The following is a 16009-nucleotide window of genomic DNA, read 5'->3' as shown; positions in this document are numbered from 1 at the left end:
TCAATCTGAAATCTGAAATCTCAAATCTGAAATTACGATGAAGGAAACTGTTCTACATAAGCTTCTGCTTGCAGCGTCAGCTTGCCGTTTTGCACATCCAACTTTTTCAGGCGCAACGACATTCCTTCCAACTCAAAATTACGTAAATCTAACAATTCGCTGGACTTATCCAACAAAGCGTTAGTCAGTTCTGGCGATACTTCCTTCCCTTCCGCGTACTCAACATCCTCAAGCGAGATGCGGTTTCCGCCTTCTTTCACACGCGGTATAGCAGTGAAAGCAGTTTGTTTGGTTTCGCCGCCCTCCCGCAGACCAACAGTCGCGTTTAAGCTAAATTTGCCTTGACCGGGTAGGCGGAATTCCACTTTTTGCACATCAACCGTTGTCGGTCGATCGTTTATATGCACATTCAGGTTTTGCAGCTTATCGCGGATAAAGTTGGAATTGAAGGCGCGATCGAGATCTTTTTCTGTGAGGACAACTCGCGTTTCTGCTTCGGTAGGATGTTTCAATTGAATATCGCCAAAGGCGGCGCGAAGAGGATCGATCGCGATGCGATCTATGTGCATCTCCAATTCCTCTGTCCGCAGGTCTTCTTGCATGACCATGCCTTTGCCTTTAATATCAACCGAATCCAATTCTCCCTGAATTACTTTCAGCGGATTGGTACGGATATCTACGTTAAGTTCCTCTACTTCATCCAGTTGACTGGATAGGCCAATTTCCGCTGCCTTACTGAGTGCTTGCTCACCTAGCCCTGGTTGATTTGCTGCCATTTTGCTATTTTTTATCGCAGTACCTACCTAACTTTAGGCGGTCGGTATAAAGCAGCGAATCTGCATCCCGACAGAATAATTTATGAGCGGTTATCTATCTTTAGATAGCCCCACACTTACATTGACGGTATTTGTCTGATGTATGCTTCTGCCATCACCGTTAAGGTGCCCTTTTGTACATCCATATCTTTGACGCGAAACGCGCTTCCTTCCAGTTCGTAGTAAGGTAAATTTACCAGTTCTTTGAACTTCAACATTAAAGCCACTATTAATTCTAAGCCAATGCCATTTCCCGGCGTGCAGTGGAAGGCTTCTAGTAACAATGGCTGCGAAGAAGTGCGCGGGTAAAGTAAGGCAATGAAGTCTAACTGTCGAGTATTGCCCTCGTGCAGCAGCACGTTACCGCTGCATTTTATCTTACCGTCACCTGGTAAGTTAATTTCCATGTGTTGCAATTCCAGAGTAACAATTTTACCATCCACATCCAGATCTAAAGGTGGCAACTTGCTGCGGATGTAGTCGGAATTGAGAGAACGGTTGATATCTTCTTCCGTTAGGACAACGCGGATAGAGGCATCTGTCGGATGAGTAAGTTTGATTTCACCAAAAATAGCACTTAAAGGATTGATTGCAATCCGACCTGTTTGCACTTGCACTTCTTGGACGCGGATGTCTTTTTGGATTGCCAAACCTTGGCCGGCAAATGAAACTGAATCGGCTTGTCCTTGAACGATATTAAGTAGATTAGTTTTGACATCTATATTTACGTCCTCTACTTTATCCACTTGGCTAATTACCCCTATTTCTGCGGCGGTAGAAAGTACCTCTTCCTCCAGCCGGGGTTCATCATCTCGCGTCATGATGTCATCTCCCGATCGCATATATTTTGCCAATTTACGCGATCGCGTCAATAAATTTATCTCCCAGTCGATATAGGCAATCTTTTGCTATTGTCTATCTTTTGTTTAATTTTCAGCTAAACGGTGGTTTCCACGATGCGAGATTTCTGGTGATGGCGATCGCAAACAACCATTCGCACGCCGCCAGATGGGCCTAATGTAAAGCCTCGACGTATGGGTCGAACTGGGCGTTTATCTGCAAGTGCCAATTGCCAGCGCGACAGTATTGTTCCCAGTACAAGTTTCATTTCAAATGGTGCTAATGCTATCCCAAGACAGCGACGATTACCTCCACCAAAGGGGAAATATTCGTAGGGAGAAAACTGACGTTCTAGAAAACGTTCTGGTTTAAATTTGTCTGGTTCTGGGTAAATATCTTCGCGCCGATGTGTTAAATAAATACAGGCAGCTAGCTGTGTACCGGGTTCAAATAAATGACCCGTAATTTCGATGGGAGATTTGACAATTCTGCCAAAGGTGATAAACAAAATTGGATAAATTCGCAGCGTTTCGTTGCAAACAGCAGTAAGATAGGGTAGTTTGGCAAAAGCCGCTGGATCTGGGTTATTACCAAGGCTATCTATTTCTTGCAGCAACTTGTCAAGCACACCCGGTACGCGGTGAATTGAATATAGCGCCCAAGCTAATGATGTGGCTGTTGTTTCGTGACCGGCTACTAAAAGCGATCGCAATTCGTCGTGCAATTCTGCATCTGTCATCGGTCGATCGTTTTCGTCACGCGCAGACATAAGTAAGGAGAGGATGTCTGTGCGGGATGGATCTGGTTTTTCTCGACGTTCCTTAATTTCCGCATAGAGGAGTTTGCTAATTTCTTGCTGGCGATGCAAGAAGCGACCCCACGGACTCCACGCACCTAAATCTTTTTGCAGTACCGGAAAGAAAAGTAAGACGGAATTGAAAGGCGAACTGATCTCATCTAACATTTCTGACAAAAGTTGCCGCAATTGTTGACTGCGAGTTCCTTCTTGCAAACCAAACACAGCTTGTAAAATTACGCGCAGGGAAATTTCTTGCATTACCTCGCGAACTGAGAATTTCTGACCGATTTCCCACTCGTCGGTAACTGCAAGGGTGATATCTTGAATTAGCTGACCGTAGGTTTTCATCCGTTCGCCATGAAACGGAGGCATCAATAATTGGCGTTCTCTGCGGTGGCGATCGCCATCCATCAACATCAGCGAATACTGTCCCAGGATTGGTTTGGCTAACTGGTTCGCAGGGCCGGTGTCAAACTGTTTGTAATCGGCTGTAAAAACTTCTTTAATCGCTTGTGGGTTGCTTAAAAAGACGATCGGCTTTCCATTCCCGCTTACCCACAGTGAGAACATATCGCCATATTTTTTAGCACAATCATCCATCAATGTCAAGGGGTTAGCAACCCATTGGAGTAGCTGTACAATTTCCGGAGTTTTCGGGCCTGGTGGTAGTTTCATGGCGACTTTCCTGAGAGAATTTTCGCTGTTGAATCTAAGCTAGCAATTATAATCTTTAGGGTGAGCCAAGACAGACTTCCCCGTAGATATCGCCTGTTCGATAATATCGACGGCACGGCTAGCTTTGCCGGCTCGACGAATGGCTTCTTGCAACCTGAAGGCATTCTTTTGATAAGAATCTTCTGTTAGTACCCGCTGTATAACGGCTCTCAGCTTGGGAACGCTCAATCTTGCCAAAGGCAGCATTTCTCCCGCACCAGTTCGAGCTAAACGAGTGGCTATACCAGGTTGTTCGTTAGTAATAGGAATCGCTACCAAAGGTACGCCGCTGCTTAATGCTCCCAGTACAGTATTCATACCTGCATGAGTAATTATTAAGCTGGCTCTTTCTATTAGTTTTTGGTGCGGTGCAAAGGGAACCACCAAAGGCGAACCGGGCAAGCTCAAAGATTCTTGACTGTTTGGGTTTCCCAAAGAAATTACTAGCTGTGCGTCTAACCCCAAACAAGCCTCAGCAATGCTGTGAAAAATTTCCCATTTGCGGTTTTGTAAAGTACCTAGAGAAGCGTAAATCAGCGGTCGATCGGTCAATTTTTCCCAAGGAAAAGAGAGGGACGGGAAGGAGACGGGTTCTAAGCCGGATGAATCTTGAAAAGGCCCCGTGTAATGGAAGCAAGGGGATAAATTAACTCGCGGAAAATCAAATTCTGCCGGAAGTTGGCATATCTGAGCAAGTTGAGAGTAGGCATCTTCCCGTTTGGAATAAGGGGCTAACTGCCATTGCTGCCGCTGCTGTACGAGAATATTCCAAATTGGTTGTGTGATGCGATCGATCAAAAAGTTTCCCGCTTGGTTGCGAAGACGCGCCCCCCATCCCTTGCTGTAACTCCAGGGTGTAAAGTATGGAGGAACTCCAGCTTCCCGATTAATTAACAGAGCATTACATACTGTGATGAAGGGAAGATTCAAGAAGTCAGCAACCGTTCCACCTGCTGTTGAAACTTGGTCTACCAGCAAGGCTTCTACACCTATTAATTTGAGTGCTTCTGGAGCTGACCGGAAAAGCATAGCTGCTTCTTCTTGTAGCCAACGCACTGTAAATTTTAGTCCGGCCACTCCGCTCATTTCTCCTAACTGTTTATACTTTCGTCCCAATGTTCCGAGCGGAAATTGAGATTCTCCAATCTGGCAAAAGTTCAATCCCGATTTCATCACTTTTTCTTCGATATCGGGAATACCGAAAAGGGTGACATTATGGCCGCGTCGTTGTAATTCTCGGCCTAAGACGCACATGGGATTGAGGTGGCCGATCGCGGCGGGACTGATGATGCCAAAATGTGTCATAAGAGATTGGTAAATGGGGAATAGAGACGGAGGATTGGCAATTCGCAATTACTAATTTTCAATTGCCAACGCCAATTTTTAATTTTTAACTTTTTAATTTGCTTCCTACTGCGCTAGGCTCAACTGGAGACAGCTACCAGGGTGCGAGATTTTACCGATCGCTCGCCTTTTACAACTAGCTGAATGCTGCGATCGGGTGCTGTCACCAAACCGCGACGTTTAGGTTTGACTTCGCGATTATCGGCAAGTTCCAATTCCAAATGCGAGAGGATTTCGGCCAGGACTATTTTCATTTCAAACAACGCAAAAGCAAAACCAATACAGCGCCTTGCGCCACCCCCAAATGGCAAGAATTCATAGGGAGAAAATTGCCTTTCTAAAAATCTCTCTGGTTTAAATTTTTCCGGTTCTGGATATAAATCTTCGCGGCGGTGGAGGAGATAAATAGAACCCATCAACACTGTTCCAGGTTCTAAATCGTAACCCATCAGTTGCAGGGGTACTTTCGGTACTCGTGGGAAGGTCAGCATCCCCACTGGGTAAATCCGCAAAGTTTCGGAGCAGACAGCGTTGAGATAAGGTAATTTAAAAATAGCGCTGGGGTCTGGATTCTCGCCCAAACTATCGAGTTCTTCCAGCAGTTTTTGTCGCACAGTTGGTATTTTGTGAATCCAGTAAAATGCCCAAGCTAAAGCTGTGGCAGTAGTTTCGTGACCTGCAACTAAAAGAGTCATCAATTCATCGCGTAACTCTTCATCGGTCATCGATTCACCTTGTTCATCTTTAGCTGTCATTAGCAAGCTGAGGATATCTGTGCGGGATGGATCGGGATTTTTTCGCCGTTCCCGAATTTCTTCGTAGATGAGTCGATCGATTTGTTCGCGAAGGCGTAGAAATCTTCCCCAAGGACTCCACGCACCTAAATCCTGTTGCAAAATAGGAAAATAAAGCATGGTAACGCTCGCGGGAGAAGCTGTGGTCTCCAGCATTTCAGCAAGCAGTTTTTCCAGCTTTTGTGCGCGATCGCCCTCATACAAACCAAACACGGCTTGCATAATTACCCGCAGGGTAATAGCTTGAGTAGAAGACCGGACGCAGAAGGGTGTGCCAATATCCCATTTTTTCATTATTTGCTCTGTGACATTGGCGATCGTCTCACCGTAAGTTTTCATCCTTTCGCCGTGAAAACTCGGCATCATCAGCTGGCGCTGGCGCTGGTGGCGTGCGCCGCTAGCGGTAATCACAGAATGCAGTCCTAAAAATGGTTCAAAAATCTGGTTCATTTCGCCAGGAGCTTCAAATTGCTTGGTGGTATCCCCTGTCAAAATCTCTTGCAGCGCTTGGGGATCTCTAACGAACACTAAAGGGTCAAATTTTGCGCCCACTCGAATGCTGAAGATGTCGCCATAGCGTTTGGCGCAGTCTTCCATAAACGACATAGGGCTAAAGACCCATTGGAGCGTTTGTACAATTGTTGGGGTTTTAGGGCCTTCTACTTGTTTCATTGTATCGGTTTGCTTCTGAAAATATTTCTTCTCACTTAACCTAAGTTAAACCATTTAATTTTTCTTGGCATTGCATTCGATATTGTTATCTTCGTTTTACATACAACTGATAATTTTCGACAACCTAATAGTTGTAAAATTTTTGTTAAATTAATTCCGCACGTACTGTCTCCTCATACACTTTAAGGAACTCAGCATGACTGCAACGACCCCAAAAGCAACCTCAATTCCCGATTTTTGCGAAGGTATTCAATATTTTGGCGAAGCGCTACCGCATTTCGAGACGTATGGTGCTAATCCCGCGATCGCAGAAGGCAGCGTTGCCATTTCCGATCCTGCCGACCCAGCCGCAGTGTACCAAACTTTACTGCTAGCTGATGCTCTCCGTTATCTTACTTTGCAAATCACTGGGAGTAAAGCTTCGGGACACCCAGGCGGTTTTGCCAGTTCTGCGGAAGCTCATGCGGCTTTAATTTTGCTGGGTTACAAGAATATTATCACGGAAGTGGGACATCACGCGCCGGGATTTTACAGTTCCATGTTCCTCGATCGCTCTTTGGAGGACATGGGTATTTCTACTGTACAGCAGTTGCGCGATCGCTTCCGCGAAAAGCACGGTCTTTTGGGCCACCTTTCCGGCTACATTCCCGGTATTCTCGCACCTGCTGGCCCCCTCGGTCAAGGTCAGCACTTTGCAATGGCAGCTGCTTTATTGCACAAAGACAAACTTTTCCCCTTCACAATGGGTGATGGCGGGATGGGCGAACCTTATCCGATGAGCAGTATGGCACATTTCCACACCGCTTATCCCAGTGCAACTAACTTTTTGCCAGTGTTAATTTGGAATGGTTACAGTCAGGAACATCATAGCATGGTTTCCACCAAAACCAATGAGGAAATGATTGCTTATTGGAAAGGAAACGGTTTTGCAGAAGTCATCTTAGTGAATGCCAAAGATTTCGATGACAAAAACCAACCAGGCGATTATGTTGATAGCACCGCTTTCTCTTTTGAACAGCGTCTTGCTTTCACGAAAGCAATTTTAGCGGGTGTGGATAAAGCAGCAAAATCTGCACTTGGCGGCAAACTCACTGCTTTTATCATCAAACAATTGAAAGGGGCGGGAGTTCACGCACGGGGAGCAAAATCGCACAATCTTTATCCCAAAGATACATTAGATGCGCCGCATATTTCCGAAGCGTTGAAAGGTCGTGCTTTATCTGCGGAAGCTTGGCAATTGGTACGGACAAATTGCGAACGCGCAGGTGGTGGTCCTGCTGCGAAAACTGCGGTAACGGAGTTTGAATTACCGTTATCAGAATTAGGTGAATTGCCGTTAGAAGAATATGCGGTTGGTGGAGATCCGAAGGTTTCAACAACAGCAATGGGGCGATTAGTGGGGAAAGTGGGAGAATGCGATCGCACTTTCTTAGTTACCAACGCCGACGGTAACGAAGCATCTGGAATTGCCAATATCAACCAGGCATTAAAGATTATTCACCCCACCACCGATGACCTTTACAATCAATCACCAAACGGACAAGTTTACGAACCTTTGAGTGAAGATGCTTGTGCGGGATTGGCAGTTGGTTTATCTTTGATGGGTGCCAGAAGTTTGTGGTGTTCCTACGAATCTTTTGCCATCAACGGATTACCAATTTGGCAAACAGTCACCCAAGCAATGGCAGAATTGCGCCGTCCCACTCCTGCCACTATTACTTTATATACAGCAGGCGCTTTAGAGCAAGGTCGCAACGGTTGGACGCACCAACGCCCGGAAGTGGAAGCATACTTTGCCGCGATGATGCGAAACGGCAATGTCTTCCCATTATTCCCACCCGATGCTAACAGCATCCAAGTTTGTTATGAGTGGGCATTGACAACTAAAAATAAGGGAATTGTGATTACTGCCAGTAAATCTCCATTGCCAATTCGTACCACATTTGCACAAACTCGTCAAGGGTTAAAAGATGGTGCGATCGTATTGCAAGAAATCGAACCAGCCCAAACAAATCTCAACCAAGGTGCGAGTAAAAAAGTCGTGTTTGCAGTAGTTGGCGATATGACCCTAATGCCAGTATTTGAAGCAGCAGCTTTCTTAGAAGGTGAAGGTATCGGCGTGAAGATCGTTTCTGTTATCAATCCTCGCCGTTTGTATCGTCCGCACGATGTTGCTTGGGATACTTGTTCTCAACCCGATGGTGACTTTTTGAGTGATGCCAAATTCGCCGAAATCTTTGGTGGTGATGCGTTAATTGGTGTCACTGGTGGCGCGAGTGGAATGTTAGAACCTGTGATGTTGAGAAGTAACGCCAAACGCGATACTTTCGCATGGAAACGTGGGGAAACAACTGCTTCTGCTGGTGAGTTAATGGCGTTTAATGGATTGACTGCGGAGGCGTTGACGAAACGTGCGATCGAGTTAGTGCATTAAGGTTGAGGTGATGCCCCTGCCTGGGTTATACTAGGTAGGGGCTGACAATTATCAAAAAAGGAGATAAAATTTAGTTGGAAATATTTGATTTAATCTTCCTGGATAGTATTGTTGAAAAACTCGATCGCAAACACAATGTCCAAGAGCAAGAGGTAAGAGAAATTTTTAACAACTCTCCAGCTATCCGATTTGTTGAAAAGGGAACCCGCCAAAATGAAAATGTTTATGCTGCATCTGGTCAAACTGATTCGGGACGTTACTTAATTGTTTACTTTATCTATAAGCAAGATAAAAACGCCTTGATATTATCTGCGAGGGACATGGATAATGCCGAACGAAGAAGATACCGAAATAACTAGAAGCTCGATTTCCAATGCTACATCTTATGAGGAAATAGGAGAATTTTGGGATGAGCATAGTCTGGATGAGTATTGGGAACAAACTTATCCGGTTGAATTTACAATTAATCTTGGCCCTAAATCGAAGGTAACATATTACGGCATTGATAAAACTTTATCAGAAAAAATCCATGCGGTTGCCGAACGTCAAGGTATGTCTCCTGAAAATCTTTTGAATTTGTGGGTGGAGGAGAAATTGCAAGAGGAGATGGTTTGAAGATTTGATAAAAACTGCGATCGAGCCAGTCAATTTATATGCAAACGGAGCCAACAATGGAAACTAACGACCAAATTAAATTTAGTTTAGAAGTTTCACCAGAATTTTACACGACTCTACAGAATTTATCCAGTGAAACTCATGTCAGCGAAAGCGATGTACTTCGCAAGGCACTAGCTTTATTAAAAATAGCTGTAGAAGCAGAAAAGCGCGGTCAAAAAATCGGGATTGTAGAAAAAGACCAGCCTGTTATTAGCAAAATTGTTGGTCTGATTGAGGAATAATCAAATTATGACAAATGCCGAAAATACACCGATTGAAAACGAATTAGATATCGGCGTACAAAGTCAATATGTCAATCCTCTTGGTTCGGCAAATCTCACCAGATTAGATATTCAACAAGCAACGGCCAAAACGCCTCAACAAGCAGAGTTTGACAGACAACAAGAAGCAGTTGAGAGAGAATAGCAAAGACAGCGAGAAATAGCTAAAGAAGAATTTCAGCGACAGCAGGAATCCGCCGATCGCAGTCTTCAGAGACGGAAAGATTTTTTGCTTTTCCTTTTAGCGATCGCGCTGATACTTATGATTACTGGATATGCAATTGCTATTCTGCAAAATCCGAATCACTCGCCAGAAGAAGATAAGTTTGCTACATCAATTTTAATTGCGATAACTACTGGAGTCATCGGTTTTGTAACTGGCAGAACTGTGATAGTTAAGTAAAATTATCATCTACTAGCAGCGAGCGAGTTAGTGCATTAAGTTTGAGATGATGCCCCGAACTGGGTTATACTAGGTAGGGGTTGACATTAAGGTCGAGTCATAAAGTGTGATATACTTGTAATTATTACCCTTCAAGGTAAGTTGCCGCCATGTATAATGCTTTGGATATAGCTAAATACTTAATTACACTTGCTTCTCCTGAAGAAGAGGATTTAATTACTAATCTGAAACTTCAGAAGTTGCTCTACTATGCTCAGGGTTTCCATTTGGCTCTATTTGAAAAGCCCCTATTTAGTGAAAAAATTGAAGCTTGGCAATATGGGCCTGTTGTGCCAGAAGTTTACCGTTTATACAAGCAATATGAGCCAAATCCTCTGCCACAACCTGACGATTTTAATGTAGATGAATACGATGAAAAAACACAAGAGTTACTTAATGAAGTGTATGAAGTGTATGGACAATACACCGCACCAACATTAATGCGTTTTACTCATCAAGAACTACCTTGGAAGAAAACTCCTCTAAATGAAGAGATATCATTAGATTTGATGAAGGCATATTTTGACACTCAACTTGTCAAATAATTATGGCAAAGATGAAGGGTAAAGAACCTAGAAAAGGAAAGCGCATTGCTCCACCTCCGCCTTTGCCAAGTACCCCAAATTACGATCTAGAACCTCCGGTTTTCTGTTTTCGATATCTTGACAAAAGTCACGGTTTAGATAGCTGTGATAAAGATGAAAAAGCAGCATTGGTATCTACCTTATATAAACTCAGTCAGTTATCTTGGAGAGAACTTCGCCTTGCACCTCGTCATGGAGTTGGGTATGAAATAATTAACCGCAATAGTTTCCTTGTTCCTATTCCGAAACATATTACAGAAGATGTTGATTTGATCGCGTTTCGATTTAGTGGTTTAAAACCAATGGTAGGTTATAGGAATGAAGCAATTTTTCATATTGTATGGTTAGATAGGTCTTTTGAAGTGTACGATCATGGTAATTAAGGAGAGGGATGTCTGCTGAAAATCTTTTGAATTTGTGGGTGGAGGAGAAATTGCAGGAGGAATAACAGATAAAAGTGCGATCGATTATAATAAAATTATCCTCATAGTTCACAATAATAAAGAATAAAACTCTTACTAACCGTAATCAAGCAAAAAAGGAAGAAAAAAATGAGATTTATCAGTCCCAAGGTCGATTATGCCTTTAAAAAAATCTTCGGTTCCTCACAAAGCCAAGAGATCTTAATCAGCTTTCTCAATGCCATTATTTATGAAGGAGAGAAAGTTATTCAATCCTTAACTATTGTCAACCCCTATAATCCCGGTCAAGTTCTCAGCTTAAAAGAAACTTATTTAGATGTAAAAGCCATTTTAGCTGATGGCTCAATTGTCCTGATAGAAATGCAAATAGCGCGAGTGAGTGCTTTCAGCAAAAGGGTGATTTATAACGTGGGGAAAGCTTATACAAATCAATTAGGAATTGGCGAAAACTATTTTAGTCTTACCCCAGTAATTGGGGTGACGATCGTCGATTTTATTCTATTTAACCAAACTCCTGATGTAATTACTCAATTTGTGTTTCAGGAGAAGACAAAAAAATTTGCCTATCCCGATCCTGAATTGCAGCTAATATTTATAGAATTGCCGAAATTCAAGAAAGATTTATCGGAGTTAACGAGTTTAAGCGATCGATGGATTTATTTTATTAAAGAAGCAGTCACTTTGGATGAAATACCAGATAGATTAGGAGAAGTTAGCGAGATAGAACTAGCGTTAAATATTGCCAACCAAGCGAACATGACAGTAGAAGAATTAGAATTAGTAGAGCGGCGAGCTATGATTCTACAAGATGAGAGAGGACGACTGACTTATGCTATGGAAGAAGGCAGAGAAGAAGGTAGAGAAGAAGGGCGCGTCACGGAAGCGATCGCTCTAGTTATGCGTTTACTGAAAAAGCGTTTTGGAGAAATTTCAGGGGTAATAACCAGCCAAATTGAAAACTTATCTATTCAAAATTTGGAAACATTAGCAGAAGATTTATTAGATTTTAACAGTTTTTCAGATTTGGAAAGATGGTTGGAGCAGCGTATTTAGTGCTGATGGATTGACTGGGAAAGTGTTGAGGAAAAGTGCGTGCGATCGAGTTAGTGCATTAAGGTTTGCCCCGATCTGGGTTATACTAGGTAGGGGATGACAATCATCAAAAAAAGAGATAAAATTTAGTTGGAAATATTTGATTTAATCTTCCTGGATGAAATTCTGGAAAAACTCGATCGCAAGCATAATGTCCAAGAGCAAGAGGTAAGAGAAGTTTTTAACAATTCTCCAGCTATTTGAAAGGAATAAATTTTAGAAGAGAGTTATGGACGCTGAAGAATTACTCAAAAAGTACGCTACTGGGGAGCGAAATTTTCCTGGAATCAGACTCAGGGGTATTTTTCTGGATAATGCCGATCTCAGGGAAATCAACTTGAGTGGAGCTGACTTGAGTGGATCTGACCTGTGCGGAACCAAGCTCAATCGAGCAAACTTGAGTGGAGCTAATTTGAGTGGGGCTGTTTTGTGCGGTGCGCGGTTGGAGGAAACTAATTTGAGTGGAGCCAATCTGCGTGGAGTCAATCTTGGGGACAGCAGAATCATTAATGCCAATTTGACCAAGGCTAATCTAGATGGGGCTTTCTTTGTTGGAGAAACTGTTGTTCAAGGATCTAACTTCGACGGAGCCTCCCTCAGAGGTGTTCACCTAGAAACGATCGATATTGTTCGGACTACTTTTAGAGACGCAATTCTGGATGGCTCTGTTATCAATGGAGATACTGCGTTAGAGGATTTGGATCTGACTGGAGCCAGTTGTAAAGGTTCTAATCTAGTTGAACTTGGTTGCGCGTTAGGAGGCATCATTATTTTGCCAGACGGACAGCAGATCGATGTGCTAATCTGAAAAAACATCGAAAGAACATTCCCTTGAAAATTTTATGGAAACATTTGGTGCTTGGGAAGACGATCGCACAGATGAGGAAATCATCAAAGATATCTATGACAGCCGTAGTTTTTCCAACTCAGAACATAGCCTGTGACTTATTTACTCGATACTGATACTTGAAAAAATGTAAAACTATATGGAAAATATCTATGACATATGACAGAAGACACTGAGTTTGAGCTAAAAAACCGCGAAAAAGATAAAGAACTAAAACGAAAGCAAAAGCGGATCTCCTTCTGGGTGAAGGATATTACTGTATTTATAGTCGCTTTAGTCATAATTTTGATAATTGACTTTTACTCATTCACAATTTTTCAAAAAGGTAGCGCTTCTGAGGGAGAAATGAGATTTGCAATAGCCGCTCTTTCTTCTACTGTTATCGGTCTTCTTAGCTACATGGTTGGTAGAGCTAGCAAGTAGGAATAAGCTGAGGAAATGGTTGGGGTAGGGGAGTGCGATCGCTCTCTTCAATCTTACAATCAATCATTGTACGCGATCGCTATTCGCAAGCAACTTAACTTCCAAACGTTAATTCAGCGCCGTGCAATTTTTTGCACCATTGACAGGGAATGTCCTTCATAATCCGCATCCTCAAGTCGCGCAATGTCTGTCGTATTATAGGGATCTACCACTGTCGTACCGCTGGTGATTTAAGTTATTAAGTATTTTTTCTGATACACATAAATTCATTTCAATGTCAAGATATTATAGAGAAAAAATCTCTAATTGAGAAATTTTAGGAGAATAGCTCTGATGCTTGCATTATCGGGATACCAAATTACAGAAGAGATTGCTTCAGGCGTCAGAACTGCAATTTTTCGAGGACACAACGAGCAAGGAAACTCATCAGTAATCATTAAAGTCCTTAAATCAGAGTATCCCACTGTTGAAGAAATTACCCGCTTAAAACAAGAATATAAAATTACGCACGATCTTCAATGTGAAGGCATCGTTAGAGCGACAAATTTTCAAAAATATCTTCATAGCTTCGCTTTAATTTTAGAAGATTTTGGCGGTCAATCCTTGCAACAACTAATTTCTGCTAGACGACTCTCGCTAACCGAATTTTTAAATATAGCGATCGCACTAACACGCACCTTGGGCGAACTGCATAAACTTTCGGTAATTCATAAAGATATTAAACCTTCCAATATTCTTATAAATTCCTTCAGAAACGAAGTCAAAATTACAGATTTTAGCATTGCCACGCGCCTAGATCGAGAAAACAAAATCATCAACAATCCCAACTTGCTAGAAGGCACTCTTGCCTATATGTCGCCAGAACAAACTGGTCGGATGAATCGTTCTTTAGACTATCGTACAGACTTCTATTCTCTAGGCATCACATTTTATGAAATATTAACGGGTCAATTACCCTTTACAACCACAGACCCCCTAGAATTAGTTTACTCCCATATTGCTATTAAACCCGTCCCGCCTCATCAATTAAATCCAGAAATCCCAACGGCTGTTTCAGAAATAACCATGAAGTTATTAGCCAAAACTGCTGAAGAGCGATATCAAAGTGCTGAAGGACTAAAATTTGACCTAGAAAACTGCCTGGAACAATTACAAAAAATGGGGAAAATAGAAAACTTTACCCCCGGTCAACGAGATCGAAAATTTTCTGCAAGAATAATTAGGTACTTTAAAATTTGATGATTCTAAAGTAAGTTATAAGTTTTTGCACGATCGCGTATTGAGTCGGAAACTGAAGCGATCGACCTCGATTTTATTAAACAAGATTAAGGAATATGGAAAATTGCCAGAAGTGGAATGCTATGCCGGACAAATAAATCAGGTATTTATGAATATTCTTTCTAATGCGATTGATGCTTTGGAACAACAATCAAAAAGTAACTCTCAGCAGGCAGGATTTACACCGAGTATTTGTATTCGCACGCAAGTTGTCAGTGGCGATCGCGTTGCTATCCATATTATAGATAACGGATCGGGGATACCTCCTCATGTCCGTGCTAGATTATTTGAGCCTTTCTTTACTACCAAACCCATCGGTAGCGGTACGGGTTTGGGGTTGGCGATTAGCTACCAAATTGTGGTAGAAAAACATGGCGGACAATTGAAATGCTTTTCTGAAGTTGGTCAAGGAACTGAGTTCGTCATTAAAATTCCCATTACTCCCTTCCCGCCATGTCGAATCACAAAGTAGAAGGGTTATTGCCCACTTTTAGCGATCTTGGTTGGGGTAGTTGATAGCTAATTGAACAGCCCTTTGCCAGATAAACTGATTTCTATAGTTCATCAGAAAAGGTTTGAAGGCTAGAAGTTGGAAGTCACAAAAATTATCTGCTGGTATGCTTTAAGCTGCCAATAAAAATATTCGGCTCAACAAATTTATTTGGTTCCTGGTTATCAGTATACCATACGTAAAATTACGTAAGTAATAAAAGCCCGAAATATTTACAGAAAGATAAACGATCGCCTTTAAGTTTCGTTCTATTTTTTCATAATTTAATACTTAAGATAGAGGCAACACTTTATTGATGAGTTTACATTAATTCAAATTCTTGGCAAGCGTCGCAAGGAGCTAAAAGTGTCAACTCCCCCCAGAGTGTTTCTCACAGGTTCGCCGGACAGCGACAGCATTCTACTACTAGCAGGTAACGACATTATTTTCAGTCTGGAAGGGGATGACATAATAGAGGGCAACCCAGCTTCAAATATCTTCAACGGCAACATTGGTAAAGACACAGTTCGCGGGAACGATGGGGACGACCTTGTACGCGGCGGTAAAAACGATGACCTCCTCTTTGGCGACAGCGGAAACGACACCATTTATGGCGACTTGGGGAACGATACGGCATTTGGTGGAAATGGGGATGACTTGCTATTTGGAGATCGAGGTGCGGAAGCTAACTTCAGTGGTAATGGCAATGATTTTTTAGATGGATCTGCGGGTAACGACTCACTGCTTGGTTTGGATGGCAACGATATTTTAGAAGGTAACATTGGCGACGACTTTCTCGACGGCAACCAAGGCGATGATACTGTCAAAGGTGGCGAGGGCAACGATATTGTACGGGGAGGTAAAGATCGCGACCTTCTATTTGGAGAACAAGGTAACGACACTCTCTATGGCGACTTAGGTGCAGATACAGTCAACGGCGGTCAAGGAAAGGATATTTTTGTCATTGGCAGACGGGCTCTTCCGTACTTGGTGTGATAAGTTATTCTAATCAGAGAAGCTGGCTAATAAACGAGCGCGTAACATTTGAAAGTCTTTAAGGCCATAAGATTGGCGTAAAATT

Annotated in this window: 20 protein-coding genes; 15 read left to right on the top strand and 5 right to left on the bottom strand. The window is 42.6% G+C overall.

Annotated features, from left to right (window positions below):
• Positions 1–32: 32 nt before the first annotated feature.
• From H6G03_RS24560 to H6G03_RS24540, 5 genes are all read right to left on the bottom strand, one after another.
• Positions 33–776 carry an LmeA family phospholipid-binding protein gene (locus H6G03_RS24560; protein WP_190469982.1) on the bottom strand — a complete coding sequence of 248 codons (744 nt, stop codon included), beginning with the start codon at positions 774–776 and terminating at the stop codon, positions 33–35.
• A gap of 116 nt (positions 777–892) precedes the next feature.
• Complete coding sequence (locus H6G03_RS24555; RefSeq protein WP_242057110.1) at positions 893–1687, bottom strand: LmeA family phospholipid-binding protein; 795 nt, start codon at positions 1685–1687, stop codon at positions 893–895.
• Between the two features lie 65 nt (positions 1688–1752).
• Positions 1753–3129: a cytochrome P450 gene (locus H6G03_RS24550; RefSeq protein ID WP_190469979.1), complete on the bottom strand. Its 1377-nt coding sequence runs from the start codon at positions 3127–3129 to the stop codon at positions 1753–1755.
• 39 nt (positions 3130–3168) lie between these two features.
• Positions 3169–4473 carry a glycosyltransferase gene (locus tag H6G03_RS24545; RefSeq protein ID WP_190469977.1) on the bottom strand — a complete coding sequence of 435 codons (1305 nt, stop codon included), beginning with the start codon at positions 4471–4473 and terminating at the stop codon, positions 3169–3171.
• Between the two features lie 119 nt (positions 4474–4592).
• Positions 4593–5978: a cytochrome P450 gene (locus H6G03_RS24540; protein ID WP_190469976.1), complete on the bottom strand. Its 1386-nt coding sequence runs from the start codon at positions 5976–5978 to the stop codon at positions 4593–4595.
• 196 nt (positions 5979–6174) lie between these two features.
• Here H6G03_RS24540 and H6G03_RS24535 point away from each other — a divergent pair, with 196 nt between their 5' ends.
• From H6G03_RS24535 to H6G03_RS39330, 15 genes are all read left to right on the top strand, one after another.
• The gene (locus tag H6G03_RS24535) at positions 6175–8412 is read left to right on the top strand and encodes a phosphoketolase family protein (protein ID WP_190469973.1); all 2238 of its coding nucleotides are present in this window, start codon (positions 6175–6177) and stop codon (positions 8410–8412) included.
• A 74-nt stretch (positions 8413–8486) separates the two neighbouring features.
• A complete protein-coding gene (locus tag H6G03_RS24530) occupies positions 8487–8771 on the top strand; it encodes a BrnT family toxin (protein ID WP_190469970.1) in 285 nt (94 codons plus the stop codon).
• Entirely contained in the window at positions 8740–9027 is a 288-nt protein-coding gene (locus tag H6G03_RS24525) for a CopG family antitoxin (protein WP_190469968.1), read from the top strand. Before H6G03_RS24530 ends, H6G03_RS24525 begins: the two co-directional genes overlap by 32 nt.
• 38 nt (positions 9028–9065) lie before the next feature.
• Positions 9066–9311: a ribbon-helix-helix domain-containing protein gene (locus H6G03_RS24520; protein WP_190469965.1), complete on the top strand. Its 246-nt coding sequence runs from the start codon at positions 9066–9068 to the stop codon at positions 9309–9311.
• Between the two features lie 7 nt (positions 9312–9318).
• Positions 9319–9495 (top strand): hypothetical protein, encoded by a 177-nt coding sequence (locus tag H6G03_RS24515; RefSeq protein WP_190469962.1) that lies wholly within the window; start codon positions 9319–9321, stop codon positions 9493–9495.
• A gap of 84 nt (positions 9496–9579) precedes the next feature.
• The gene (locus H6G03_RS24510; protein WP_190469959.1) at positions 9580–9753 is read left to right on the top strand and encodes a hypothetical protein; all 174 of its coding nucleotides are present in this window, start codon (positions 9580–9582) and stop codon (positions 9751–9753) included.
• A gap of 149 nt (positions 9754–9902) precedes the next feature.
• On the top strand, positions 9903–10337 hold the full coding sequence (locus H6G03_RS24505; RefSeq protein ID WP_190469956.1) for a Panacea domain-containing protein: 435 nt from the start codon (positions 9903–9905) through the stop codon (positions 10335–10337).
• Positions 10338–10339: 2 nt separating this feature from the next.
• Positions 10340–10759 (top strand): hypothetical protein, encoded by a 420-nt coding sequence (locus H6G03_RS24500; RefSeq protein ID WP_199315464.1) that lies wholly within the window; start codon positions 10340–10342, stop codon positions 10757–10759.
• Between the two features lie 168 nt (positions 10760–10927).
• Entirely contained in the window at positions 10928–11851 is a 924-nt protein-coding gene (locus tag H6G03_RS24495; RefSeq protein WP_190469954.1) for an Rpn family recombination-promoting nuclease/putative transposase, read from the top strand.
• Between the two features lie 268 nt (positions 11852–12119).
• Positions 12120–12698 carry a pentapeptide repeat-containing protein gene (locus tag H6G03_RS24490; RefSeq protein WP_190469952.1) on the top strand — a complete coding sequence of 193 codons (579 nt, stop codon included), beginning with the start codon at positions 12120–12122 and terminating at the stop codon, positions 12696–12698.
• A 198-nt stretch (positions 12699–12896) separates the two neighbouring features.
• The gene (locus tag H6G03_RS24485) at positions 12897–13160 is read left to right on the top strand and encodes a hypothetical protein (protein WP_190469949.1); all 264 of its coding nucleotides are present in this window, start codon (positions 12897–12899) and stop codon (positions 13158–13160) included.
• A 15-nt stretch (positions 13161–13175) separates the two neighbouring features.
• Positions 13176–13322, top strand: a complete 147-nt coding sequence (locus H6G03_RS24480; protein ID WP_190469946.1) for a hypothetical protein — start codon at positions 13176–13178, stop codon at positions 13320–13322.
• A 171-nt stretch (positions 13323–13493) separates the two neighbouring features.
• A complete protein-coding gene (locus tag H6G03_RS24475) occupies positions 13494–14399 on the top strand; it encodes a protein kinase domain-containing protein (protein WP_190469943.1) in 906 nt (301 codons plus the stop codon).
• Positions 14400–14424: 25 nt separating this feature from the next.
• A complete protein-coding gene (locus H6G03_RS24470; protein ID WP_322111965.1) occupies positions 14425–14910 on the top strand; it encodes a sensor histidine kinase in 486 nt (161 codons plus the stop codon).
• Between the two features lie 384 nt (positions 14911–15294).
• Positions 15295–15924, top strand: coding sequence for a calcium-binding protein (locus H6G03_RS39330; RefSeq protein ID WP_190469941.1), 630 nt, complete (start codon positions 15295–15297; stop codon positions 15922–15924).
• Positions 15925–16009: the final 85 nt, after the last annotated feature.

The organism is Aerosakkonema funiforme FACHB-1375, from assembly GCF_014696265.1.
GTDB lineage: Bacteria > Cyanobacteriota > Cyanobacteriia > Cyanobacteriales > Aerosakkonemataceae > Aerosakkonema > Aerosakkonema funiforme_A.
Note: the sequence above shows the minus strand (reverse complement) of the source record. Positions and strands in the feature narration are given on the sequence as shown.

Excerpts from the sequence above, each read along its gene's own strand:
- H6G03_RS24560 (WP_190469982.1), bottom strand. The coding sequence starts at position 776 with ATGGCAGCAAATCAACCAGGGCTAGGTGAGCAAGCACTCAGTAAGGCA.
- H6G03_RS24550 (WP_190469979.1), bottom strand. The coding sequence starts at position 3,129 with ATGAAACTACCACCAGGCCCGAAAACTCCGGAAATTGTACAGCTACTC.
- H6G03_RS24495 (WP_190469954.1), top strand. The coding sequence starts at position 10,928 with ATGAGATTTATCAGTCCCAAGGTCGATTATGCCTTTAAAAAAATCTTC.
- H6G03_RS24480 (WP_190469946.1), top strand. The coding sequence starts at position 13,176 with ATGGTTGGGGTAGGGGAGTGCGATCGCTCTCTTCAATCTTACAATCAA.
- H6G03_RS24515 (WP_190469962.1), top strand. The coding sequence starts at position 9,319 with ATGACAAATGCCGAAAATACACCGATTGAAAACGAATTAGATATCGGC.
- H6G03_RS24500 (WP_199315464.1), top strand. The coding sequence starts at position 10,340 with ATGGCAAAGATGAAGGGTAAAGAACCTAGAAAAGGAAAGCGCATTGCT.
- H6G03_RS24545 (WP_190469977.1), bottom strand. The coding sequence starts at position 4,473 with ATGACACATTTTGGCATCATCAGTCCCGCCGCGATCGGCCACCTCAAT.
- H6G03_RS24485 (WP_190469949.1), top strand. The coding sequence starts at position 12,897 with ATGACAGAAGACACTGAGTTTGAGCTAAAAAACCGCGAAAAAGATAAA.
- H6G03_RS24520 (WP_190469965.1), top strand. The coding sequence starts at position 9,066 with ATGCAAACGGAGCCAACAATGGAAACTAACGACCAAATTAAATTTAGT.
- H6G03_RS24540 (WP_190469976.1), bottom strand. The coding sequence starts at position 5,978 with ATGAAACAAGTAGAAGGCCCTAAAACCCCAACAATTGTACAAACGCTC.
- H6G03_RS24505 (WP_190469956.1), top strand. The coding sequence starts at position 9,903 with ATGTATAATGCTTTGGATATAGCTAAATACTTAATTACACTTGCTTCT.
- H6G03_RS24525 (WP_190469968.1), top strand. The coding sequence starts at position 8,740 with ATGCCGAACGAAGAAGATACCGAAATAACTAGAAGCTCGATTTCCAAT.
- H6G03_RS24490 (WP_190469952.1), top strand. The coding sequence starts at position 12,120 with ATGGACGCTGAAGAATTACTCAAAAAGTACGCTACTGGGGAGCGAAAT.
- H6G03_RS24475 (WP_190469943.1), top strand. The coding sequence starts at position 13,494 with ATGCTTGCATTATCGGGATACCAAATTACAGAAGAGATTGCTTCAGGC.
- H6G03_RS24535 (WP_190469973.1), top strand. The coding sequence starts at position 6,175 with ATGACTGCAACGACCCCAAAAGCAACCTCAATTCCCGATTTTTGCGAA.